This is a genomic window from Chitinophagales bacterium (assembly GCA_041392475.1).
Lineage (GTDB): Bacteria > Bacteroidota > Bacteroidia > Chitinophagales > UBA2359 > JAUHXA01.
Window position 1 is genome coordinate 1,455,038 of record JAWKLZ010000001.1, and the last position, 24,481, is coordinate 1,479,518.

Sequence of the window (24,481 nt, forward strand, 5' to 3'; positions counted from 1 at the left end):
TCTTACGCACTTACCACCATCTTCTTCGCTACAATCGCCTCTGCAAACCACAAAAATTCAGATGTAAAATCTACAAAACCTTTCTCTACATCTCCTTCAACAGGCAATCCATTTTCGTCAAAAGCCTTATCTACAAAAGGGACTATCAACTTCAAAGGCATGGCATAAGCTCCAACCGAAAGCACCAATTGCTGCATGGAAGTAGAAGCATTGATGCCGCCCATTCTACCCGTTGCTGCCGCCGCTACACCAATAGGTTTGCGGTAAAATTCTACCCAAAAGTAGTCCAACATGTTTTTGAGTGCCCCCGTACAGGTACCATGGTATTCAGGTGACACCCAAATCATTGCATCTGCTTGGTGAAGCAGTTTTTGTAATTCTATCAAACCTTCTGGCAAGGTTTTGAGATTGCCGTAGGTTTCTTCCATAATCGGAAGCGGATAAGCCATCAAATCAATGAGGTGAACATACGCAGTTGTATTTTCCTTCAATTTTGCCGTCAAATATTCTGCTACTTTATGGGTTTCTCTTCCTATCCGAACACTCCCCGAAATCACTACAATGTTCATGTTTTTTACGATTGATGTTAATTTATCTTTTTATATTGGTGCATGAAAACTCACAAACTACTTCCATTTGCACTTCTTTTCAGTTTATTGACTGCTATTCACATTGTTATCAGCAGTTTTAGCAATACAGCATCTTTGGAATACATCACCAAACCTTTGTTGATGTTTGTTTTGGGTATATATTTTCACCAAAGTACGCCCAAACCATTGTCCTTATTGAGCAAAACCATGCTAATTGCACTGTTTTTTTCGTGGCTGGGTGATGTTCTTTTGATGTTCCAAAAGTACAGCGAATTGTATTTTCTCTTGGGCTTGGTTAGTTTTCTATTCGCCCATGTTTGCTACATATTCGCATTTACCAAAACTCTCAAGTCCACAAAAGGTTCTACAAAAATAGTCGGATTCGCCATACTCATTTATTTTGCTATTGGTATTGGTTTGATTAGCTATTTAAAGGAAGGATTGGGCGAGATGTTAATCCCAGTCATAATTTATTCGTTTACCATTATTTTGATGAACATTATGTCTGCAAGTCGCTATGAAAAAGTCTCCCCTTCGAGTTTTAGATGGGTGATGATTGGCGCAATATCCTTTCTCGTTTCGGATTCGCTCATTGCCATCCATAAATTTCATGCACCCATTGCAGCATCGGGTTTGTGGATTATGGCAACTTATTGTTTGGGGCAATATTTGATTGTTGTGGGGATTTTGAAGCAGCTTTGGAGTGACAAATTGGATAGATAAGCAATTATAAACACATCGAAATTACGAGTAAAATACTATTCACCATATTCCCATTTTCCAAGCATAATTAAACTTTCTAAATCTTCTAAGGCAGTTGGTAGATAGCGTTGAATTGTGACCTTAACTTTTTGAAGCATTTTTTCATCAGCTAATCCCATCATACGAGTAATATCTGCAATATCTTGCACTCTACCCGAACGCAATTTCATCAACACAAGATAAGGCAATGAAATAATCGGAAGTCCATCATCGAAGTAGTTGGCTTGGTGAATGGCTTCATAAGTCCATTCTTCATCTGCCACAAGCACGTCCAATAATTCTCCTGATGGGCTTTTCCAGCTCGTTCTTCCAATAGTCAGTGTGCCGGTTTGAACATAGCCCATTTCTAACAATTCCTCTTCAACTTGTGCATTATTTTCTGCCAATATCAGAATATCAATGTCTTTCATAAAGCGTTCGGGCATATAATAGCGAGTAGCGATATCTCCTACAATCACATATTTTGTATTTTTTATCAATTGGTCAATAGAAATTTGGTTAAAAGTAAAAGCATCTTTTTTCAATAATTCTGCGATATTACTCCCACTTCCTTTGTTGATTAACTTTTGGGAAATACGAATAATTTGCTTTCTTTTAGTAATGTTTATCGGAGATTCGACTACCATACAATAGAAACATTATTATGCCTAAAACGGTTAAAAGATAAGTAAAACACCAAAAACAACCTTCAATATGTGGAACGAACAAAACAACAAACTCGTCCGAGAATTTCAATTCGATGATTTCATTACTGCTTTCGCTTTTCTAACCAAAGTAGCCATCTTAGCCGAAAAACACAACCACCATCCCGAAATCTACAATGTCTATAATAAAGTAAAATTAAGCCTCAGTACACATGACGCAGGTGATATAGTTACCGAAAAAGACCGTAAATTAGCGGCTGCAATTGATACATTGTGATAATCATTTTTCAATACTTCAAACTTAATTATGCTTCCCACAACCTCCAATATCCAATTCCTCATCTCCCAACTCACCCTCGAAGAAAAAGCCGCACTCTGTTCTGGCTTAGACAATTGGCGCACCAAGCCCATCGAAAGATTGGGCATTCCCTCGATTATGATGACCGATGGGCCACACGGTTTGAGGCGAGAAAAAGGCGAAGGATTTGGCAACAGCGAAAAAGCGACTTGTTTTCCAACGGCCGTAGCTTTGGCTTCAACTTGGAACACCGATTTGATTCAGGAAGTAGGTGCTGCAATTGGAGAAGAGTGTCAAGCACAAGATGTGCAAATTTTACTTGGCCCTGGCGCAAACATCAAACGCTCACCCCTCAATGGCCGCAATTTTGAATACTATTCTGAAGATCCAATTTTGTCGGGAAAAATTGCAGCAGCTTTTATTAATGGCGTTCAGAGTCAAGGCGTTGGCACTTCTTTGAAGCATTTTGCAGTGAACAACCAAGAGTTTGAGCGCATGACTGTAAGCGCAGAAGTGGATGAACGCACTTTGCGAGAAATCTATTTGCGAGGATTTGAAATTGCAGTGAAAGAAGCACAGCCTACGACTTTGATGTGTGCTTACAACCGTATCAACGGCATTTTTGCAGCCGAACACCGCTATTTACTCCATGAAATATTGAAGGAAGAGTGGGGTTTTGAAGGTTTTGTGATGTCGGATTGGGGAGCTGTGCATGATCGAGTAGAAGGCATCAAGGCAGGTTTGCAGCTTGAAATGCCTGGCAACGATGGTATCAACGACAAATTGATTGTGGAAGCTGTCCAAAATGGCACATTGAAGGAAGAAAGACTCAATGAAGTAGTGTCGGATTTGTTAGGCATTATTTTGAAGTTGGCAGAACAGAAAAAAACAGGTCTTACCTTCAATGCAGAGGAACACCACACACTGGCTCAAAAAGCGGCCGCAGAAAGCATTGTGTTGTTGAAAAACGAAGACAACATTCTACCCATTTCTTCAAAACGCTTCAAAAGCTTTGCAGTCATTGGGGACTTTGCAGAATATCCACGTTATCAAGGAAATGGAAGCTCTCGGGTGAATCCTACAAAGGTTGACATACCATTTCAAGAGATTTACCGAAATTTGGTAACGGGCATGGATTTGAGTTTCTGCAATGGTTCTACCAATGATGATTACTTAGACAATGAATTGTTGGAAGATGCTCAACAAGCGGCTCAATTGGCGGATGTTGCCATTATTTTTGCAGGATTGCCAAATAGCTATGAAACGGAAGGGTATGACCGACAACACATTGACATACCTCCAAGCCATGTTCAGTTGATTGAAGCCGTTGCAGCAGTTCAGCCAAATACCGTTGTTGTGCTGCAAAATGGTTCGGCAATTGCGATGCCGTGGGCGAATCAGGTGAAAGGAATTTTGGAATCTTGGTTGGGTGGTCAAGGAGGCGGTGCTGCAATTGCAGATGTGCTTTTTGGGCGGGTCAATCCTTCGGGCAAACTCACCGAAACTTTCCCTCAAAAATTGGAGGATACGCCTGCTTTTTTGAATTTCCCCGGCGAAAACAGGCAGGTAAATTATGGAGAAGGGCGTTTTGTGGGTTATCGCTACTACGACAAAAAGCAAGTTACGCCTTTGTTTCCCTTCGGTTTTGGCTTGTCCTACACTTCTTTTGAGTATCAAAAAATGGAACTCAGCCACGAATTGATGACCAATGAAGACATTTTGGAAGTCAGCGTAACGGTCAAAAACACGGGCAATCGGGCTGGTCAAGAAATCATTCAGTTATATGTGAGTAGCAACGGCAATTTCCCGAATGCCCCCCTCAAAGAATTGAAGGCTTTCGCCAAAGTCGCCCTTGAAGTGGGCGAAGAAAAAAGGGTGACAATGACCCTCAATTGGCGAGATTTTGCTTTTTACGATACCTCCTACAAACAATGGGTGACAATTTCCAATTCCTTCAATATCTTGGTCGGCAGTTCTTCGCAAGACATTCACCTTCAGGAAACGCTACACTTCCAAACGACCCAAAACCTCGCTCTCCTATTTGACCGCTACACTACCTTCAAAGAGTTGATTGTGCATCCAAAAACGAGCGATTTGGTCAGTCCGATGATGGAAAAGTTGATGAACATGATGTTTATGGATGCGGAATTTCCCGATGAACAAAGTCAAAAAGATGCTTTTGAATTTGGCAAGGCGATAGTGTTGGATTTGCCACTTTTCAAGGCGGTAAGCTTTACGAAGGGGAAAATATCGGAGGAGATGGTGAGTGAATTGTTGAGAAAAATCAGTATTTGAACTCGTGCTTGATGGCACATTTTATCATCAAAGAATACTCTTTATCTGGTAAAGCACATTGACGTACAATCTTTTCCAACTCAAATCTTTTTGATTCAGGAATACTTTTGTCTTGGGATAACAAGTATAACTCTTTTATAATCTCATAAGAATCTCTGCGATTTTCATCCAAAAATGGGCGATTCAATCCCGTTCTCTCAATGGTTTCTTTGCCTTTGGAATTTCCTTCAATAGCTCTTGCCGAAAAACCAAGATACTCGATATAATTTTCAGGGTCTTCTTCTTGCGGATTGATAATCAAAGGATTTTCTTCTTCAATATTTCTCAAAAAACCATCTGCTCTTTTATCGGGATTGGCAAGTGGAAAATAGTTTCTTTTGTAGGAACGATTACATGTTTCACAACAAAAAAACAGGTTGCTCCAATCGTAAGCCAACCAATAATAACCAGGCTTAATCACTATATCCGTTGAAGATTGTTGGTAACCACCTTTGCCTCTATAATGCTCTACGTCACCAACTTCTGTTTTTCGTTCACAAAAACAACACTTTCCATGCTGTGCATTTATCAAGGCATTTTTGACCTTTTTGTGTCCATAAATTTTACTGTTGAACTCAAATTTCTTGATTCCTTTTTGGTAGTCTTCATCGTGGTCAAAAAGGTCAATCAAACGTTTGGTTTCCTCTTTTCCCTCTTTGAGTAATTTCTTGGGAATATCTTTGGGTTTGAATATCCGAATCATTGGGCTTTCAATATTTCAGCAGCTTTTTTCAATGCCTCCAAAGCATCATTACTCAATTCATTCCCCAAAGGCATTTCCTCCAAATGCTTGGCAATTTCCTCCAATTCTTCCTTATCCTTTTCGGACAATTCATCTTTCTCCAAAATCTCTTTCTTTCGCTTCAAATAGGAATCGTATTTAGGAGGTCTTGCACTCTCCAATCCAAATAAATCGCTCGTCAATATTTGGTCGACCCGCCATCCTTTGATGACATCTTCGTCCTTGTTGTTATAAATCTTCACACTATCTCCCTCTCGCTTCAACAATACAATATTCGCATTTTCAGCAGATTGAACAATCAAAGGGCTGTGAGCAGTGACAATGAATTGAGCGTTTTTGAAGATTTGGGTCAAAAAATCAATTACCTTTCGCTGCCATTTGGGATGTAAATGCAGGTCAATCTCGTCCACCAAAACAATACAGGGTTCTTCCAAAGGATTTTCGCTATCTGGATAACGCTCAAACAATCGAGCCGCTAAATCCACGACCCATGCAATGAAGGACTGATAACCCAAACTCAAATTTTTCATCGCCACCCAACCGTAAGGCGTTTTTACTTCAATGGCAGCTTGTGTTTGGGTTTTGGTGATTTCTCTGATGCGAAAATCCTCTACATCAGGTAGTAGGTTTTGAAGTGTTTCTTTTACTTTTTTGTAGTGTTTTTGAAGGTATTTTTTGGTTTCTCCCTTAGCACTTTTGATGGCATAATCGGTTTCCAATAACCATGCTTCTGCATTGATTAAACTGGCGTTTTCGTCAAATAAAGTCGCCATTGGAAAAGGGTTTCGGGATTCGGTGAGTGAACCTGTTCCCATTTTTCGAGATGCTCCGTAGGCGATTATGAAGATATTTTCTTCATGAAAATCTTCAATTATGAGTCCAGAATATGATGAATCCAGATGAGATATTTCATATCTTGTAAAATACTTTAATTTTGAAGTGTTAGAAGATATTTTACCTTCTGAAAAGAAATTACATCTTATAAAAGCTCTTCTATTACCTTCACTAAAAAACTTTATTGTTATATCTAAAAAAGAAGCTCCTAATAAACCAATCCCATATAAAATTCCACTTTCGTCTAATGCAAACTCTTTTTTTTGAGGCTGCAAAAAAGCCAAACACTTCAATAAAGTCGTTTTCCCTGTTCCATTATCTCCCAAAATAATTGTCCATTGAGCAGGTCGTTTCTCTTCATTGGATAAATCCACCGTTTGTTTTTCCTTAAAACAGCGCACATTCTCAACCACCAAATCCATAAAATAAAGAGGTTCTTCTATTTTTTTTTGTTGTTCCATAGGGTTTTTAATGTGATTTTACTGGAAATAAAGATACTACGAAAAAATCATCTCTGCAATTCTAACCTTTAACTTTAATCTATTCTACCTTTTATGAACCAAAAACAAAACCCTAACGTTCTCACCAATAAACAGACTGACAATATGTCATTCTACCAAAAATATGTACCTTTGCAGTCCTTTTATAAAAATTGAAAAATACCATGCAGAAGCTCAATTTGCTAGCAGCAGAAATCGAAAAATTTACCAACAAACCGCTACCTGAAGACCAGCAAGGGCAGGTTTTGACACAAGATGCACCCGTTGAAAACTTCAATGGAAAGCACTACTATATAGAAAGTTATGGTTGTCAAATGAACTTCAATGACAGCGAAATTGTGGCTTCTATCCTCAAAAATGCAGGTTATGGAGCGACTCGAAACCATGAGGAAGCAGATTTGATTTTGTTGAATACTTGTTCGATTCGCGAGAAAGCGGAAGACCGTATTAGAACACGCCTGAAAACACTGCGAAAGGTGAAGGAAAGCCGCCCCGATGCGTTGATTGGTATTTTGGGCTGTATGGCAGAACGCTTGAAAACGACTCTTTTGGAGCAGGAGCAAATGGTGGATATGGTCGTTGGGCCTGATGCCTACCGTTCGCTGCCCGACTTGGTAGCAGAAACGGAAGGGGGACAAAAATCGGTCAATGTGTTGTTGTCGAGAGAGGAAACGTATGCCGATATCAGTCCTGTTCGTTTGGACTCGAATGGAGTGACCGCTTTTATTTCGATTATGCGGGGTTGCGACAATATGTGTTCGTTTTGTGTGGTGCCGTTTACGAGAGGTCGTGAGCGCAGCCGAAATGCTTTTTCGATTGTGGCAGAAGCACAAAATTTGGTCGACAATGGCTACAAAGAGGTGACGCTTTTGGGGCAGAATGTGGATTCCTTCAAATGGACAAATCCCGAAACTGAAAAGGTGGTCAACTTTGCGAATTTGTTGGAAATGGTGGCACTTTTAAGTCCAGATTTGCGGGTGCGGTTTTCGACTTCTCACCCCAAAGACATCACGGATGAGGTGCTTCATACGATGAAAAAATACGAAAATATCTGCAATTACATTCACCTACCCGTTCAAGCAGGCAGTTCTCGCATTTTGAAGAAAATGAACCGAACGTATGACCGAGAGTGGTACATCAATCGTGTGGATGCTATCCGCCGAATCCTTCCAGATTGTGCAATTTCTACCGACATCATCGCTGGTTTTTGTTCAGAAACGGAGGAAGATCACCAAGAAACATTGGCGATGCAGGAATATGTGAAATACGAAATGGCGTATATGTTTATGTATTCAGAGCGACCAGGTACTTTGGCTGCAAGACGTTATGAGGACGATATACCAACAAAGGTGAAAAAAAGACGTTTGCAGGAAATCATCGCTTTGCAGCAAATTCATTCTTTGGAGCGCAATCAGGCGGATGTGGGTAAGGTGTTTAAGGTCTTGATTGAGAAGCCTTCTAAACGCTCGGATGCGGATTTGTGTGGGCGAACGGACCAGAATAAAATGGTGAATTTTCCGAGGGAAAATTATCAGGTTGGGGAGTATGTGAATGTATTGGTGGAGAGTTGTACGGGGGCGAGTATGAGGGGGAGGGTTGTTTAGTTATTGAACACAGAGGCTTGGAGACACAGAGAATTTAGTTGCTCATGTGGCGCAAAATTGAACGCAGAGGTGGAGAGACGCAGAGATTTTTTTGGGGAGGAGTAATTGAACACAGAGGTTTTGATTATGGGGTAGGGATGTTTTTTGGGAAAAGGAAAACGTATTTATTCATTTGAATGTTTAAATATAAAATCAAAGATAATGAAAGCAATTGCAGATAAAATGCCATCACTTTACGAATCAAACAGAGGAAAACCAATGCCGAGTTTGAATCATGGTATCATTCAAGCCAATATCATTATTTTGATTGGTAGCTTGTATGCTGATAAGTACAGAGTTATTTCAGAACTGACTACAAAATTGGATGAAGACAAACAAGTGCCATATATTGCGATTTATGCCAAAAACAATGTCCATATTCGCTTCAATGCCCGTAAAGACCAAATAAGCACGAATGAAGTTCCTTTGGGAGTGATAGAGATATTGTCGCCCCCCCAAAATTTTGCAGAATTGGTGGATAAATCCACTTCCTTTTTTGCAAGTGGCGTGAAATCTTATTGGTTGGTTGTTCCTCCTGTTCAGACGGTTTATGTGTTTAGTGAACCTGATGAATTTGAGATTTTTTCTAAATTGGATGTTTTGAAGGATGGGCAGTTGGGGATTGAATTGAAGTTGGGGGAGGTTTTTTCGTAGAGATTTTTCTATATAGCAATAGGCAAGAAAGAAGAAGTTGAAGGAATATCAAAACAATTAGCACTAAAGTTATAGATAAATGCTTGTGAATAAACCTAGATTATTTGGAATAAATCACTCTAATCGAGATTTCACCCAAAAAGATACTTGGGGGAAAAATCAATTTAATTCCTCTTTTCCTGCTGCTTTATCGGCATATATACACTCTATTAATCATAAAAATATTTATTTGAAGCTAAACCAAAACTTAGAAGTAGTTCATAATCAAATATCAACTATAGAATTATTTGGCTTATCACCGCAATCAGACGATTTATTTTATGCTTTTGAATCAGCCTACTCTCCTTACCAACAATTATTAGTTGGGTATTTACCAAGAGTCGATTTAGTCACACAAAGTAGAAATAGTGGACATGTGTTAAAACCGCTTGAAATAAAACTAACTGCTTTACCTGACCATACAACTTGTGAATTAGAAGAATCTAAGTATGGTTGTGAATTGGTTGTGCGCCCTGACACAATTGTTTACCTCGCTTGTAGTATCGCTCATTGCTTCAAAGGCAGTCGAAATGAATTGAAGAAATATTTTTCAAAAGATTTTGCTAACATAGCAAATTGGAATATAGGTCAAGTTATTACTCCATATCTTTCTAAAATAGTAGTTATTCTGGATAAAATAATGCTGTCTTTATTGGGCAAGCAAGAACCTTTGTTGATGCAACCTATTTGGAAAACAAAAGGGAAATCTCCTATTTTGGCAGACAACTGTTTGGATGTTTTTGTTTGGTCGAATTTAGCGTTTAGTCAATTGTTTTTGGATATTGTTCGTAGAAGTTTGATAAGAGAAATACACAAAATCAATAGGCCTATAAGAACCATGATTTGGCTATTCAAAATGCTACATGATTTTGCAGAAAAAGGACAGTTTAATCACGCAGAAGTCATTGACAACCTTTCTTACAATACGAAGAATGACAAAGCTTTTGCAGTAAGTGGAAAGACAACTCACCCTTATATGTCTTGTACTGAATTGACGAAACCAAGAATTAGAAAAGAAGATATTCAAGAAATCATTTTAGGAGGTGGACAAGAACTTTTAAGCCCAGAAAGAAGATTTGATGCGATTATTTACAACTCACCTAAACTTTTTGAATAAATGGAAACAGCAAACATAAAAACAGTCGACTTATTCTCAGGTTGCGGTGGAATGTCTTTGGGCTTCTCCAATGTTGGTTTTGAAGTCATTGCAGCTTTTGACAATTGGAAACCTGCAATTGAAGTCTATAAAGACAATTTTGAGCATCCAATTTATGATTTTGACCTTAGTACCAATGAAAGTAAGGAGTTTATTGAATCTTTGAATCCTGATTTAATTATGGGAGGGCCGCCTTGTCAAGATTTTTCAAGCGCAGGAAAAAGAGATGATACCTTAGGACGAGCAGATTTGACCATTACTTTTGCAGAAATTGTGTGTGCAGTTCAACCCCAATGGTTTGTGATGGAAAATGTGGAAAGAATCAGGAAAAGCAGGGTTTTAAGACAAGCAATTGAGATATTGAAGAAAGCGGGTTATGGGATTAGCAAAACTGTTTTGGATGCAAGTTATTGTGGCGTTCCACAAGCAAGAAAACGATTTTTTATGGTAGGAAAATTAGGCGAACAGGACGATTTTTTAACTCCCTACTTAGATAAGAATTTGTCTAAAAAAAGAATGACCGTCTATGATTATTTGGGAAATTCTCTTGGTTTAGAACATTACTATCGACATCCAAGAAGCTACAAAAGACGAGGAATATTTAGTATTTACGAACCAAGTCCAACTATTAGGGGAGTAAATCGACCAATACCAAAGACTTATGAAGAACATTTGGGAGATACTTCCTCTGTTACAGAAAAAGTAAGACCTCTAACAACGATTGAACGAAGTTATATCCAAACTTTTCCCAAATCCTTCAAATTCAAGGGTACAAAAACCAAATTGGAGCAGATGATTGGCAATGCTGTTCCTGTGAAACTAGGAGAGTTTGTAGCGAACTGTATAGTGGAATATATAAAAGATGTTTCCGAAGAATCAAGACAACCAATAGGACAATTGAAACTGGATTTTGGAGAAACTATTAAAGAAACTCCTTTTGCAGAAGCAAGCTAATAATTTGAAAATCAACGTCAAAAATAAAAGATAACCATCAAGGCATACATGCAAGACATTCAAGCAATAAAAAGACGATTTGGTATCATTGGCAATTCAAAAGGATTGAACAATGCCCTGCAAACGGCGATGCAAGTAGCTCCGACCGACCTCAGTATCTTAATACTCGGAGAAAGTGGAGTCGGAAAAGAAGTATTTTCACACGTCATACACAGTTTGAGCAAGCGAAAACACAACGATTTCATTGCAGTCAACTGTGGAGCGATACCTTCAGGAACAATTGACTCAGAGCTTTTTGGACATGAAAAAGGTGCGTTTACAGGTGCGGCGGACAGTCGAAAAGGCTATTTTGAGACGGTTAATGGCGGAACAATATTTTTGGACGAGATTGGTGAGATGCCCATGGATACACAAAAGCGATTGTTGCGGGTATTGGAGTCGGGAGAATTCATCAAAGTTGGATCTTCCAAACCCCAAAAGACGGATGTACGGGTCATTGCGGCTACGAATGTGGATTTGATGGAAGCAGTTCGGAAAGGTAGATTTAGGGAAGATTTGTATTACCGCCTCAACACTGTTCCGATTACCATTCCACCTTTGCGAGAACGAAAAGAAGACATTTATCAACTGTTTCGCAAATTCACCGTTGATTTTTCGGAACACAACCGCATCAGTCCCATTAAGTTGACGGAAGAAGCGAAAGATGTGTTAATAGATTACCGTTGGAGGGGAAATATTCGAGAACTCAAAAACATTGCGGAACAAATTACAGTCCTTTCTCCTGAGCGCTTGATAGATGCCGACCAATTGATTCACTTCTTGCCGACCAACCCACGCAGTTTCGCCAAGTTCCCTATTTTATCGGGGGGTGGATATGACAACAACGATGGTTACAACGATATGTCGGAGCGAGAAGTGTTTTACAAAGTCCTATTGCAGATGCAACAAGATATTCAAGATTTGAAACGATTGATGATTCAGATGATACGCACCAACAATCCCATGCCGTCAAACGCAGGTATGTTGCCACCAAAAATAGACAATTACGAATCTGCCATTCCCTACAATCAAACTCCATCTCCTCCAATTAATTACGACTCCAATTCTATAGTTGTCAAAAATTTAGACCGCATTTATCCTACCAACAATACTCCCTCAGAAGAATACAATTCGGCAGAAGTAGTCGAAGAATCACTGAAAATTGAAGAAAAGGAACGTGAATTGATTGAAAAAGCTCTCAAAAAGCATAGGGGAAAACGCAAGGATGCGGCTACAGATCTGGGCATTTCTGAGCGCACACTTTACCGCAAAATCAAGGAGTACAACATCAAGTATTAAACTTTTAAAAAAAGAATATATATAACCGAAATTTCTAAAATTTCGGTTATCTCCCTCTTTGAGACAGCCTCTTTTAAGTTATTGGGATTTTCTGATGGAATAAATTCTATACTGCGCGCCTATTGTTTTTTTCTATCTACTACATTACTGCATTCAATCTGTTGATATTCATATTTTTGATCAAATTGAGCGATATTTGTCAAACACATAAATACTACTATCAACATGACCACAATCAAACAAAAAGTACAAGCTCAATTTGGAAAAACGGCAAAGTCATACATTCATAGTCAAGGACATGCAGAAGGACAAGATCTTCAATGGATGCTCGAACAAGCGGGTGGGGTAAAAGAGAAAAAGGTTTTAGACATTGCAACGGGGGGCGGACATACGGCCATACAGTTTGCTAAGGCGGGCGCAGACGTTATAGCAACCGACCTTACGCCTGAAATGCTACAAGAAGCCAAAAAATTTGCGCTTCAACAAGGTTTCAATATTGAATTTCAATTTGCAGAAGCTGAAAACCTACCTTTTGAAGATGCCTGTTTTGACATTGTGACTTGCCGCATTGCGCCTCATCACTTCGCTGATCCTCAAAAATTTGTGAAAGAAGCCTATCGTGTATTGAAGCCATCTGGACAGTTTTTGTTGATTGACAACATTGCACCAGAATCAGTTGAATTGGCTAAATGGATGAACGAAATTGAAAAAAGGCGAGATGATAGCCATGTTGAGGCTTATACGGTTGCTACTTGGATTCAGTGGATGGCAGAAATGGGTTTTGATCTTCAATATTTTGCACGTTGGTTTCGCTCCAAAAATTTCCAAACTTGGGCGGATAGGGCGCAAATGCCTTTGAAGGAAAAGGAAAAATTGGAGACGACTATTTTGAATTTACCCAAAGATTTCCAAACTTATTTTAAGGTAGAAATTGAAGATGGGCGATTGAAGGAATTTGTACATGAAGTAGGTTTGTTTGTAGGAATAAAATTTTAGTCTTCTTGCTGCAAACCTTTTTCTGGCAAACCTTCTTGCGGCCTATCCTCTTCTTCAATATCTTCTTTTTTTATTTCTTTTTCTTTATTTTTCAAAGAATTACGAAAAGAGACGCCAACTCCATTCTCAAATACATTCCCTCCACTGAAGACATCAAAATCAGTCTTACTAAATGCACGAATCAAATAACGCCCATCCTCAGTCAATTTGTAGGTAAGAATAAAATCTCCTACAAAGGCCGTATTTCCATCCACATTTGCATTTTGTTCCCCCGACAAATCTACATTACTCCCAAGTTCTATAGTCAATCGATCATTGAATAAACGCTGCCGAAGTTCCAATTCCAGTTCGGTTGTTTTGCCCACATTTCCAGAACCCGATTCATACGTATCTACACTGACTCCAATCTCCAACCCTTTTACATATTTACCTGCAAAATTATTGAGTTGGCTTGTAATTAAGCTACTTACACTCGACAGTGCAATATTTTCGCTTGTCGAACCCAAGTTTGTATTGGATTGCGATAAAATAAAATTTTGGAAGAGCAGCAAACCAAACACTTGTTTGTTCAACTCAGCCTCTTCATCCTTGATGTCCTGCAATTTACGCAGCACTGCACTATTAACCAAAGAACCTTGAATTTCGGGGAGTTGTATATCAAAAGTCAATTCGGGACTAAGCAGTTCACCGTCCAAATTCATCAATACTTCCACCTCCGTAGGTCGTCGAGCGGCAGTTGCCTCAGGCGAGTTAGGGTCATTTATCTCATTGGCAATGAGGTCATAAGTGCCTGTTTTGACTTTATAAACAGCACTCAGGTGCATTCGAGCGTCAAATATATCGCCTACAAAATCTATGTATCCTCCTTTCCGTACCGAAAAATTGCGCTGAAAAATTCCTTCATACGTAAACGTATAACTTCCTTGATCTATCACATATCTACCTGTCAAATAAAAATCACCCAAAGGAGTCATTTGTACTGTTAGATTCCCTTCCCCTCGACAGATAATTCGGTCATCAGAAAGGGGGTCAATAATCAACTGCATTTCGGCATTCGTACGGGCATCCAAATTCACTAAAATATCAAAACCCGATACATTTGTATTGATTTCAGGACGAATTACTTTTACCACATTTAGTGTATCTTTTGTCGAATCAATAGCCGAAAAATCAACAAAAGTTATGAAACTTTCTTCTCCTCCTCCAATACTTTCACTTGATTGATTGATGTATAGCGTAGAACCTTCTTTTGTAGATGCATTCCCTCGAATTTTAATCAATTCCACAGGGCCTGTCACATTGATATTTGCGCCCATGAAGATAGTACCAAAATAAAAATCATTGTCCTCAATTGTTGTATTGAGTAAATGAAAGTTATCGGTCTTCAATTGAAGGTCTAAGCGCAAATCATCCAGATTTTTGTGCCAAATACGACCTGTAACCATCGCCGTTTGATTGAGTTCGTCTTTCACGATTACATTGTTCAACTCTATCGAATTGTTTGTGAAAGTTATTTCTTGATTGTCAAGAGAGTAGCGTGTTTTAGAAAAAACAACTACCGTATTTGCTTCATTAAATTTGATTCGACCAGTTAAAATAGGTGCATCCAATTTGCCAGTAAGTGCCAGTTTACCCGAAAAAGTACCCTCACTGTTTTCTATCAAAGTAGTTGCGAAAGGATCTAATAATTTCATCTCCCACTCCTGCATATTGATATTCAAATTGATAGCATTGCTTGATATTCGATAATCACCCAATATACTTCCCGCCATTGCTCCACCTGCAATGTTCACATTCACTGCTATTTTATCAGCATCTTCTTGGTTCACCAACATAAGCGCATTTCCCAACCGCAAATCGTTCAACATCAAGTCATCAATGCGGAGATTAGAAGTAAATTGAAGATTTTGAAGTGGATCAGCCAAGGTGATTTGGCCATTCATAGCTCCTCCAAATTGTAGTTTTTCAGCATTCAACAAATTAGATATTTCTCCCAAAGCAAATTTGGTAAAATCAATCTTGATAGGAGCCTGTCCATCTTCATAATCTTGGCTATTGACTCTCAATTCTTCCTCACCCGTCTTCAAATTGAATTGGCGAATATTTAGAAATTTGGGGCCAAATACGACAGCATTTTTAGGCTCAATAATCCAAGTCTTATCATTCAGTTGGAGGTCATTCATCAAGGAGAACTGATAGCGATTAGGCATCAGTTTCAAAATTTCACCTTCAAATTGCAACTTAGCCAATTCTTTATCTCCTTCAATATCTGCACCTAAAATCAACCTGTCGTCAAACATAGAAGCCGTCAAAACACTTTGTGGAAGCTGCATACTATTCCCATACCGAATCTCATCCATACGTAGTGTCAAATTGATTTCTTGCTCGTCTCCCGAAGTATTCAACTCCAAATTGCTCAAGATCAAATTACCATATACCAACTTTGGAGTGTAACTATCAAAGTGCAAAAAATGGTCTTTGTCATCAAAGTTTCCTTCCAAGTACAATGTATCCAACTGCTGTAAATCAGGTAAAAACACCTTTGCAAGCGGCACAATATTTCCCATTTCAATCGTAAAATTATAATTGGGTCGAATTGGCTCTTCCGTAGGTATTCCAGAAAGTGTAAATGGGCGTTCTGTTGCGGCTACTGTTTCAGTATTGTCCAAAAACTCTTTGATGTCAAAGTGATTGTTGATGTACCTTAACATCATTGCAGGAACTTCAGTCGGGTTGAAATTGCCATCAATGTCGACAACCAAAACATCAGAAGATATAGTTAGCCTCTTTTTATCGTTGTCATATTGACGCAATTTGAGGTTAAGGCTATCCAATTCAAAAAAGAGAGTATCTGATTGTAAGCGAATATGATGGGCTAGTAAATCACCTTCCAAATGATCCAAATCTGGTCCTTTCAAATCGGATTCAATTTGCAGATCATGTATTCTCAGATCTTCTGACAACAATCCCAGAGTCTTCAAATTCAAGGTATCAATCTTGGTTTCAAATTGATAAGCCAGGTTCGGTTTGTTGAAATTGAGTATTCCATCAAAAGTCAAACGAGCATTCGGGTCTGCACTCTTCAAATTACCCGCAAACTGCAATTCCTGCAATTTTCCCTTCATTTGCACATCTTGATACGTATATCCTTGATAATTAGCGGCATCTACAATTACATCAATATCCGCAATTATACTTTCTATCGTAAGTCCACTACCCTCGATATGTCCCTTCAATGACACCTCGCCCACTTGTTCATTTCCTATCAATTTTCCAATGTCAAATTGTTCCAAACTGGACTGACTTCGATAATTCGCAAAACTGTAATCTTGGTTGAATTTGATATAAGAATCGGTCTGCAAATTGCCTATACTGGTCAGCAACCTTCCTTTGAGATAAAATTCATATATACCACCTTCAAAACTACCATTGTAGGAAATATTGCCCAAATTTGACATTTGGGGCGGTAATGTTCCGTTTGCCAATCCATTAATATCAGAATAAGTGAGCTGCAATTTGTCCGCTTCAATATCAAAATAAGCATTTTCTAAATCCATAATATTTTGAATCCCTACTTTCCCTTCAAAAACAGGGCTGTTGGCTTCTGTATAAAACCGAACCTCAGTGCCTTCAAAATCATCCATATTCCCTGCAAAATGCCCCGATAAATCCAAGACTCCCCACTCTCCTATCACACTCGGAATTAAAGTCTTATCTTCCACTAATGCAACAATATCTTCATAGCTTGTGGTCAGTTCGTCCGCCTGAATATCAAAGATCATATTGTCATAATCAGGTAATCCTTCAATGTGCATATTTCCACTAAAAGCCGTTTTACTGTTTGTCGTAAACTTCACTTTTTGGGCTGTAAAATTGGCCGCATCACCACTGATATTGCCGCTAACCGAAAGCCGCCCCAAATCCTTCAAACCTTTGGGCAATGGGATACCCTTCAAAAATTTCTGCAAATCGGCATAACTACTCGACAATTGTTGCACTTGAACGTTGAATCGTGCGCCATAAACATCAGGCAAACCAGTAATGCGTCCATTTCCCTTCAATACCGTACTGTTGGCCGTTTTGATACTCACATTTTTTGCTTCAATGTTGGCCACTGTACCACTAAAATCTCCACCAAATGTAATGGTTTCTTTGTTGTTGGCATTGAAGCCCTCTACTTCAGTTATTTGTGGAAGCAATTGCACCACATCTTCCATTGACAAAGTAGACGTTTTGACTTTCGCTTCAATCTCAACATTTTCATTGAAGTTCATCAATTCATCAAAACTATTGAAACCCAACTGAATATCTGTTGAAATATTGGATTTTGATGTTTCAAACAAAAGATTGTCCAAAACCACTTGTGTTGAATCCAATAACACATTGGCAGCCAAATTCTTCAAATAAAAATCACTTTGTTTTTCTCTTGCAGTTAAATTATTTAATTCAGCTGCAATTTTATCTGCTGTCCACTCTATGTCCTGGAAATTTCCTGTAATATCTTTCAAATCAAAATTTGTATATTCCAAAGAATTACTAGCAGTGCTATCTATTGGTACATTTTTGTCTTGATAGATAAACCGATTATTATTCATCGATAATTCACCAATTTGGATGTCCCAACCTGTATAAGGCAATCTAAATGACAGCTCGGATGTTGGCTCACCTGCAATATTTTGTGAAAGGCTATCTGAATAAGTAGGTAATAGATAATAAGCAATTTTAGCATCGCTTACATCCATCCAACTAAGATCCACCTGCTGTTCATTAAGATTTATAGTATTGATATTCAATTCAACATCTCCAATATCGGACAACAATTCAAAGCCTCCTATTTCATCTACCACATTCACTTTTGTATGTGCTACCTGCAAAGCGTCTATTTGTAGATGCCATGGCAAAGCAGTTGTATCTATGGGTGTTTGGGGTGTGAAAGCATCAATGATAAACTGAAAATTGTAGGTGCTATCTGAAACAGTTCTTTTGATATTGACACGACCATTTTCCAGATTAATTCCTGTGATATCCAATTGCTGCTTGAAAAAACTAAACATACCTATATCGGCTTTCAGCTTTCCCGCATATAATAAGGTATCTTTCTGGAGATCTTCTATGTAAATATCTTCAAGGACAATTTTTTTGAAAAAATCAATGTCCACGCGACCAATTTCTACTCTTGTATCCAGTTTTTGGGATAAGTAGTTGGTCACTTTTTTCGTTGTCCATGTCTGAAAACTTGGCTGTTGAAGCAAGAGCACCAAAATTCCAAAAATCACCAAGAAGGTGAGAATTAGATAAAGGGTATATCGCAGTATTTTTTGTAAAATGGATTTCAAGGTTATTTGGCTAATAATGAAAAAATAATCTATATAGATTGTAAGACAATAAGCTACAAATAAATAATCATTCTACTTTTTTTATCTATTTTTCACTTCATTGCTTAGAAAATTTTCAATGTTTCATCTGAATTTTGAGCAAAAATCAATTCCTTTTCCCAAGATATTGATTTATGATGCTAACTTTGCAGCTTCTAAGGAAACAATCATTAATTTCTGAAATATAAACGATTTATGTGTGCAATTGTTGGTTTTTTTGGCAAAGAAGATGTGGTATTTGATTTGTTGAGTGGATTGTTGGCATTGCAGCATCGAGGGCAGGATGCGGCAGGAATCGTCACTTTCGATAAAACTTTTCGAATGAAAAAGGGCTTGGGCCTGGTTAACAATGTTTTTGAAAAGAAACATCTTAAGAGATTGAAGGGGCCTATCGGGATTGGACATACCCGCTACACCACACAAGGAACAAATGATTTGTCTAATGCTCAACCTTTTACAATAAATTATCCTTTTGGCTTGTCCATGGTTCACAATGGCAATGTGGTCAACTTTAAGGAATTGAGAAATGAACTCTATGAAGAAAGACAAATATTATTGGAAACCTCCAATGATCTTGAATTGATACTCTACACTTTTGCGACTGAATTGGCAAAAAATGATTTAAAAAATCTCCAAGTTAAGGACATTTTTGACGCAGTAGAACGTTTGCAACTAAAAGTAAAAGGTGCATATTCAACCATTACCATCATTGCGAATCGTGGTTTATTGGCGTTTACAGATGCTTTTGGGATTCGCCCTGTGGTAATGGGCAAGAAAGAGACCGAAGAAGGTACAGTTTATGCTTTTGCCTCAGAATCAGCTTGCTTTGACTATTTGGGTTACGAAATGATTGGAGATTTGAATGCAGGCGAAGCGGTATTTATTGATATGGAGGGAAATGTGCACCGTAGAAATGGTCAGCAACAAAGTGAAAAATTCTGTATTTTTGAGTACATTTATTTTGCAGATGAATCTTCTGTGATTCAAAACCGATTGGTAGCCTCTGAAAGGGTAAGAATGGGACGTATGTTGGGTAAAAAAATAAAAGAGGCTGGACTTCAACCAGATATTGTGATTGACGTACCTTCATCGGGTTATTTTGCAGCATCGGGATTGGCAGAAGTACTTGAAGTTCCTTATCGAAGGGGGTTTTCTAAAAATAGCCATATCGGTCGGAGTTTTATTTCTCCTTCTCAAAAAGAAAGGGAAAAAATGGTGAAGCGAAAACTAAACCCTATCAAACAAGTTGTAGAGGGCAAAAAAGTAGCTGTTGTAGATGATTCAATCGTGAGGGGGACAACTTCAAAACGAATCGTACAAATCCTACGGGAAGCAGGTGCTAAGGAAGTTTACTTTATTTCAGCAGCTCCTCCCATCAAATATCCTTGTATATATGGTATTGACATGGCGGTAAGCACCGACCTGATTGCCAGCAAAAAAACATTGCAGGAAATAACTGAAGCCATTGAAGCCGATGCAGTTATTTATCAGTCTTTAGAGGATTTGAAAAGTTTGTATAAAGATTTCAACTTCTGCAATGCCTGTTTTTCGGGTGAATATCCTGTTGGTGGTTCCAAAAAATATTTGAAACAAATTAGAAAGGAAAGAGAATTTAGTCAAGTCAAATAGAGGTGTGTCGAAATTTTGTGTAAGAACCATAAAACTGCAAGTAAGGAATGAAAAACCGCTTGTTAATCAAGCCGTTCGGAATTTTAAATCGGAAGTTAATTTTTGATCATTCCTAACCTAATATAGCCAGTACCATATAGAAATTGAACCACAAAAGCATCAAAAGGACATAAAAGAAAAAAATCCTATGTGAAAATCTTTTGTGTCTTTTGTGGTTCAGAAATTAAAGATTTGTTGGAAAAATCGCAAGACTTTAGTTTTCACTGACTAAATCGGTTCTCAAACGAATAAACAGGTGAACCAATTAACAAATGAACAAACCAATATGCAACAACTAACCATTCCTATACGCTCAAAACTTCCAAGAACTGGCTCTTCCATTTTCAGTGTTATGTCCGCTTTGGCGAATCAACACAATGCCATTAACCTATCTCAGGGTTTTCCCAATTTCGATATGCCCTCCGAATTGATTGAACTGACCTACAAGGCAATGCAAAAAGGATTGAATCAATATGCACCTATGGCAGGTGTGTATGCTCTACGAGAAGCCATCGCCCAAAAAGCAAAAGCGCTTTATCATGCCGATATTTCGCCTGATGAAAATATCACCATAACTTCAGGAGCGACTCAAGCTATTTATACTGCTATCACTACCTTTGTGCAAGAAGATGAGGAAGTTATCATATTTGAACCTGCTTATGATAGCTACATTCCTGCCATACAAGTTGCAGGTGGAAAGCCCATTTACATTCCCCTCAATGCGCCAGACTATCGAATTCCTTGGGATATGGTGAAAAAAGTCATTACGACCCGCACCCGCATGATTATCATCAATTCGCCTCACAATCCAACAGGAACAACTCTGAAAGAGGATGACCTGCAAGAACTAAAAAAAATCGTTAGCGGTTCGGATATGCTCATTTTAAGCGATGAAGTTTATGAACACATTACCTTCGACGGTGAAAAACACAAAAGTTTGCTGAATTACCCCGAACTGATGCACCGTACTTTGGTTTGTGGTTCTTTTGGGAAGACTTTTCACAATACAGGATGGAAAATGGGTTTTTGTATTGCTCCTTCTTATTTGATGAAAGAATTTCAAAAAGTACATCAATTCATGGTGTTTTCAGTCAATACACCTATTCAATATGCATTGGCAGAATACCTTCAAAATCCTAATAGCTACATGGGTTTGTCTGCTTTTTATCAAAAAAAACGAGACTATTTTTTGGAGTTGATGCAAGGTAGCCGCTTCAAATTACAGCCTGCAAAAGGTTCTTACTTTCAATTGGCTGATTTTTCTGCAATTTCAGACGAAAAAGATACTGATTTTGTACAAAGACTCACCAAAGAAATCGGAGTAGCAGCCATTCCCGTTTCGGTTTTTTACAACAATCATTTGGACGAAAAAATCATTAGATTTTGTTTTGCTAAAACAGACGAAACATTGGAACAAGCAGCAAAATTGCTTTGCAAAGTTTGACAAAATAAAAAAATATCTGAAAAAACCTAAAAAATAGCATAAAAATATCTTACTGGTTATCAAAACAATAACTTGTTTTAGAGCATTATTTTTGAAGGAAGAGGGAAAATTGTTAAAAAATTTTAACTCTTTTTACAACATTTTTTCAACAAGGTGCGTTTCTAAACTTGTAATTTCGAAACAAACATCCCAAATATGATTGTTCAAAAAATAAACGCAATTTCAGACTCAAACCATCCTAATATTTGTACTAACTTTTGTCCTTTTGTTTTAATCTAAAAAATCAATATTTTTCAGGACATACCCATTTCTATTGAAATAACCTCACATTCATTTTCTTAAACCACATATTTTTGTACTTCAATACTATTGAAGCTACTATTTTGTTTATTTTTCATCAACACAAACACGATTTATCAGCTTTTACAATTCCATAAAATATGGTAAGGGAATTGTCTTGTAAAAATAAATAAAAAATATTATTTATTTATAACAGATATTTATTAACATTAAATACCAACACTGGCATAAACTATTTACATTCTTTATTAATTCCTATTTTTTTAACTAAAAATCAACACTTATGACTGACACAACATCAGCCAATCGTTTCGATTCCACTAAGGTTTTATTGGCAGCGCTCTTAGTTGGCTCATTGATTGTCAATGGTATTCTTTTTTTCAACAACCAAGAAAAGAAAACCGAAATTCAAAGTTACAGTGAGTTTATTGAAGTAGAACACCAAGATTTGAAAGACAGTTATCAGGCAACTCTCGAAGAATTAGACAGTTACAAAATAGAAAACAGTGAAAAAAGTGAGGGTTTGCTTGCCTTAGAAGGACAAATTGAAGAACAAAAAGCAGAAATTGAAAAATTGCTTGGTAACAATCAGTTCAACCGCAAAAAATTATCAGAGGCTAAATTATTGATTGAGTCTTTACGAATTATAGCGGGTGACTACAAAGTAAAAGTTGAAGGTTTGATGGCTACTAACGCCGCACTGAATCAAGAAAACGGAACGCTGAAAACAGACATTACTGTGAAAACAGCAGCAATTGATGAATTGACAGTTGCCAACGAAGAACTAAACGAAACTGCTACCATGCTTGCAGGTGAAAAAGCCAACTTATCAGAAGAACGAGATGTACTTCAAAGCAAGGTAACAAGAGCTTCCGTTTTGGAAGTAGATGACATTGATGTGGTAGGTGTTCGCTTCAAAAGCAACGGAAAAGAGTTAACGACCAAAAATGATAAGAAAGCCGAGAAAATCAAGATTTGCTTCGATGTCCAGCCCAATCCAATTGCCGAAATAGGGGAAAAGGAAGTATATGTACAAATCATGTCTCCTCAAGGAACAGTATTGGCAGTTGATGAAATGGGTTCTGGTGTTTTTACCAATGCCGAAACAGATGAGCCAATGAAATATACTGCAAAATCGGTCATTGATTTTCAAAACCAAGAACAAACCTATTGTATGTATTGGGATCAAAATTCGACTTTCTCGCCGGGTACTTATACCACCGCTGTTTACCACCAAGGATACGAGGTAGGTAGCTCTAATTTTGAACTGAGATAAAATTCTTAATGATATATAGGTAAAATTATGAGCCGCCCCCTAACTCTATGCTTTACCTTCTTTGTGAGTTAAAACAATACAGGTCATAGTAATAATTTTTTTAGGGTGAATTTTGAGTAGGATGGTCATTTTTGTATCATCCTACTCTTTTTTTTTATATTCCTATCATCAGAAACCTAAAAAATCTTCCAACACCACTCCTATCCCAAAACTTTAGTCTTATGTTTGCTGTTTCGTATCGTATCAAAAATATCAAATTTATGCAGCAATTAATTGATTTCCTTAGGCAACGACTAAAAGGGGAACTCCCCCATCAAAATATTCACAATGAAAACCTACCTGCAAAACTCGTTGAATTTATTTTGGCAGAAGAAAAAGCTACCAAAGAACGACTCTCTAAAAAACCACCCCGCATCTGTGCAGTTATGATGGCTTTTTATGAACATGAAGGCGATGTTTACCTTCCCATGATGCTACGCCCCAATAATAGCCGCACACATCCAAGTCAAATCGCTTTCCCAGGCGGAAAAGCCGAGAAAGAAGATGCGGATTTGATTGCAACTGCTATTCGAGAAATGGAAGAAGAAGTTGGTGTACGTGTGCATAGAGACAATATCATTGGCAAACTTTCTCCTGTTTACATTCCCCCAAGCAATGCACTCGTCACGCCCATTGTCGGTTTCTTAGACCACAAACCACAGTACATTCCCGATCACTCGGAAGTAGCAGAAGTATTGGATGTTCACTTCAACGACCTTCTCAATCCCGACAATATTCGCATCAAAAAAGTACCCTTGATAAATGGCGATTTTTTAGATATGCCTGCTTATGCAGCAAATGACACACTTATCTGGGGGGGAACTGCAAGGATGATTTCGGAGATGGTGAAGTTGATGCGGACTTTTGATCATCCTACATTGCAGTTTGGGTAAAA

The 24,481-nt window shown here is 38.1% G+C and carries 18 protein-coding genes; 13 read left to right on the top strand and 5 right to left on the bottom strand.

The annotated features are described in order from the left end of the window. Positions 1-2 precede the first annotated feature (2 nt). Positions 3-569, bottom strand: coding sequence for an NADPH-dependent FMN reductase (locus R3E32_05285; protein MEZ4884135.1), 567 nt, complete (start codon positions 567-569; stop codon positions 3-5). A 42-nt stretch (positions 570-611) separates the two neighbouring features. Here R3E32_05285 and R3E32_05290 point away from each other — a divergent pair, with 42 nt between their 5' ends. Continuing rightward, positions 612-1,313: a lysoplasmalogenase gene (locus tag R3E32_05290; protein MEZ4884136.1), complete on the top strand. Its 702-nt coding sequence runs from the start codon at positions 612-614 to the stop codon at positions 1,311-1,313. A 35-nt stretch (positions 1,314-1,348) separates the two neighbouring features. On the opposite strand, the gene R3E32_05295 is transcribed toward R3E32_05290, so the two are convergent. After that, positions 1,349-1,978: a hypothetical protein gene (locus tag R3E32_05295; GenBank protein ID MEZ4884137.1), complete on the bottom strand. Its 630-nt coding sequence runs from the start codon at positions 1,976-1,978 to the stop codon at positions 1,349-1,351. A gap of 67 nt (positions 1,979-2,045) precedes the next feature. Between R3E32_05295 and R3E32_05300 the strand changes: the two genes are divergently transcribed. Continuing rightward, positions 2,046-2,273 carry a 4a-hydroxytetrahydrobiopterin dehydratase gene (locus R3E32_05300; GenBank protein MEZ4884138.1) on the top strand — a complete coding sequence of 76 codons (228 nt, stop codon included), beginning with the start codon at positions 2,046-2,048 and terminating at the stop codon, positions 2,271-2,273. Between the two features lie 30 nt (positions 2,274-2,303). Further along, a complete protein-coding gene (locus tag R3E32_05305) occupies positions 2,304-4,589 on the top strand; it encodes a glycoside hydrolase family 3 C-terminal domain-containing protein (GenBank protein ID MEZ4884139.1) in 2,286 nt (761 codons plus the stop codon). On the opposite strand, the gene R3E32_05310 is transcribed toward R3E32_05305, so the two are convergent. Together R3E32_05310 and R3E32_05315 are read right to left on the bottom strand one after the other, a co-directional pair. Continuing rightward, positions 4,579-5,331: a hypothetical protein gene (locus R3E32_05310; protein ID MEZ4884140.1), complete on the bottom strand. Its 753-nt coding sequence runs from the start codon at positions 5,329-5,331 to the stop codon at positions 4,579-4,581. The genes R3E32_05305 and R3E32_05310 overlap by 11 nt on opposite strands. After that, positions 5,328-6,665 carry an ATP-binding protein gene (locus tag R3E32_05315; protein MEZ4884141.1) on the bottom strand — a complete coding sequence of 446 codons (1,338 nt, stop codon included), beginning with the start codon at positions 6,663-6,665 and terminating at the stop codon, positions 5,328-5,330. The genes R3E32_05310 and R3E32_05315 overlap by 4 nt, the downstream gene beginning before the upstream one ends. Positions 6,666-6,868: 203 nt before the next feature. Here R3E32_05315 and miaB point away from each other — a divergent pair, with 203 nt between their 5' ends. The 6 genes from miaB to R3E32_05345 all read left to right on the top strand — a co-directional run bounded on the left by miaB (position 6,869) and on the right by R3E32_05345 (position 13,484). Further along, positions 6,869-8,308: a tRNA (N6-isopentenyl adenosine(37)-C2)-methylthiotransferase MiaB gene (miaB, locus tag R3E32_05320; GenBank protein MEZ4884142.1), complete on the top strand. Its 1,440-nt coding sequence runs from the start codon at positions 6,869-6,871 to the stop codon at positions 8,306-8,308. Between the two features lie 201 nt (positions 8,309-8,509). Beyond that, a complete protein-coding gene (locus R3E32_05325) occupies positions 8,510-9,001 on the top strand; it encodes a Uma2 family endonuclease (GenBank protein MEZ4884143.1) in 492 nt (163 codons plus the stop codon). A gap of 79 nt (positions 9,002-9,080) precedes the next feature. Continuing rightward, a complete protein-coding gene (locus tag R3E32_05330) occupies positions 9,081-10,157 on the top strand; it encodes a HindVP family restriction endonuclease (protein MEZ4884144.1) in 1,077 nt (358 codons plus the stop codon). Next, a complete protein-coding gene (locus R3E32_05335) occupies positions 10,158-11,150 on the top strand; it encodes a DNA cytosine methyltransferase (protein ID MEZ4884145.1) in 993 nt (330 codons plus the stop codon). Positions 11,151-11,198: 48 nt separating this feature from the next. After that, positions 11,199-12,488 (top strand): sigma-54 dependent transcriptional regulator, encoded by a 1,290-nt coding sequence (locus R3E32_05340; protein MEZ4884146.1) that lies wholly within the window; start codon positions 11,199-11,201, stop codon positions 12,486-12,488. Between the two features lie 225 nt (positions 12,489-12,713). Beyond that, the gene (locus R3E32_05345) at positions 12,714-13,484 is read left to right on the top strand and encodes a methyltransferase domain-containing protein (protein MEZ4884147.1); all 771 of its coding nucleotides are present in this window, start codon (positions 12,714-12,716) and stop codon (positions 13,482-13,484) included. Here the strand turns inward: R3E32_05345 and R3E32_05350 are convergent. Then, positions 13,481-18,820: a translocation/assembly module TamB domain-containing protein gene (locus tag R3E32_05350; protein MEZ4884148.1), complete on the bottom strand. Its 5,340-nt coding sequence runs from the start codon at positions 18,818-18,820 to the stop codon at positions 13,481-13,483. The two genes, R3E32_05345 and R3E32_05350, sit on opposite strands and share 4 nt — an antisense overlap. A gap of 234 nt (positions 18,821-19,054) precedes the next feature. Here R3E32_05350 and purF point away from each other — a divergent pair, with 234 nt between their 5' ends. The 4 genes from purF to R3E32_05370 all read left to right on the top strand — a co-directional run bounded on the left by purF (position 19,055) and on the right by R3E32_05370 (position 24,479). Next, positions 19,055-20,488, top strand: coding sequence for an amidophosphoribosyltransferase (purF, locus tag R3E32_05355; protein MEZ4884149.1), 1,434 nt, complete (start codon positions 19,055-19,057; stop codon positions 20,486-20,488). 295 nt (positions 20,489-20,783) lie between these two features. After that, complete coding sequence (locus R3E32_05360; GenBank protein MEZ4884150.1) at positions 20,784-21,971, top strand: methionine aminotransferase; 1,188 nt, start codon at positions 20,784-20,786, stop codon at positions 21,969-21,971. Between the two features lie 583 nt (positions 21,972-22,554). Continuing rightward, positions 22,555-23,547 carry a hypothetical protein gene (locus R3E32_05365; protein ID MEZ4884151.1) on the top strand — a complete coding sequence of 331 codons (993 nt, stop codon included), beginning with the start codon at positions 22,555-22,557 and terminating at the stop codon, positions 23,545-23,547. Between the two features lie 260 nt (positions 23,548-23,807). Then, a complete protein-coding gene (locus tag R3E32_05370; protein ID MEZ4884152.1) occupies positions 23,808-24,479 on the top strand; it encodes a CoA pyrophosphatase in 672 nt (223 codons plus the stop codon). Positions 24,480-24,481 lie beyond the last annotated feature (2 nt).

What these genes read in the sequence shown, in the direction of transcription:
- R3E32_05325 (MEZ4884143.1), top strand. Translation starts at nt 8,510, where the DNA reads ATGAAAGCAATTGCAGATAAAATGCCATCACTTTACGAATCAAACAGA.
- R3E32_05300 (MEZ4884138.1), top strand. Translation starts at nt 2,046, where the DNA reads ATGTGGAACGAACAAAACAACAAACTCGTCCGAGAATTTCAATTCGAT.
- R3E32_05335 (MEZ4884145.1), top strand. Translation starts at nt 10,158, where the DNA reads ATGGAAACAGCAAACATAAAAACAGTCGACTTATTCTCAGGTTGCGGT.
- R3E32_05330 (MEZ4884144.1), top strand. Translation starts at nt 9,081, where the DNA reads ATGCTTGTGAATAAACCTAGATTATTTGGAATAAATCACTCTAATCGA.
- R3E32_05295 (MEZ4884137.1), bottom strand. Translation starts at nt 1,978, where the DNA reads ATGGTAGTCGAATCTCCGATAAACATTACTAAAAGAAAGCAAATTATT.
- R3E32_05305 (MEZ4884139.1), top strand. Translation starts at nt 2,304, where the DNA reads ATGCTTCCCACAACCTCCAATATCCAATTCCTCATCTCCCAACTCACC.
- R3E32_05315 (MEZ4884141.1), bottom strand. Translation starts at nt 6,665, where the DNA reads ATGGAACAACAAAAAAAAATAGAAGAACCTCTTTATTTTATGGATTTG.
- miaB (MEZ4884142.1), top strand. Translation starts at nt 6,869, where the DNA reads ATGCAGAAGCTCAATTTGCTAGCAGCAGAAATCGAAAAATTTACCAAC.
- R3E32_05285 (MEZ4884135.1), bottom strand. Translation starts at nt 569, where the DNA reads ATGAACATTGTAGTGATTTCGGGGAGTGTTCGGATAGGAAGAGAAACC.
- R3E32_05310 (MEZ4884140.1), bottom strand. Translation starts at nt 5,331, where the DNA reads ATGATTCGGATATTCAAACCCAAAGATATTCCCAAGAAATTACTCAAA.
- R3E32_05370 (MEZ4884152.1), top strand. Translation starts at nt 23,808, where the DNA reads ATGCAGCAATTAATTGATTTCCTTAGGCAACGACTAAAAGGGGAACTC.
- R3E32_05340 (MEZ4884146.1), top strand. Translation starts at nt 11,199, where the DNA reads ATGCAAGACATTCAAGCAATAAAAAGACGATTTGGTATCATTGGCAAT.
- R3E32_05345 (MEZ4884147.1), top strand. Translation starts at nt 12,714, where the DNA reads ATGACCACAATCAAACAAAAAGTACAAGCTCAATTTGGAAAAACGGCA.
- R3E32_05365 (MEZ4884151.1), top strand. Translation starts at nt 22,555, where the DNA reads ATGACTGACACAACATCAGCCAATCGTTTCGATTCCACTAAGGTTTTA.
- purF (MEZ4884149.1), top strand. Translation starts at nt 19,055, where the DNA reads ATGTGTGCAATTGTTGGTTTTTTTGGCAAAGAAGATGTGGTATTTGAT.
- R3E32_05290 (MEZ4884136.1), top strand. Translation starts at nt 612, where the DNA reads ATGAAAACTCACAAACTACTTCCATTTGCACTTCTTTTCAGTTTATTG.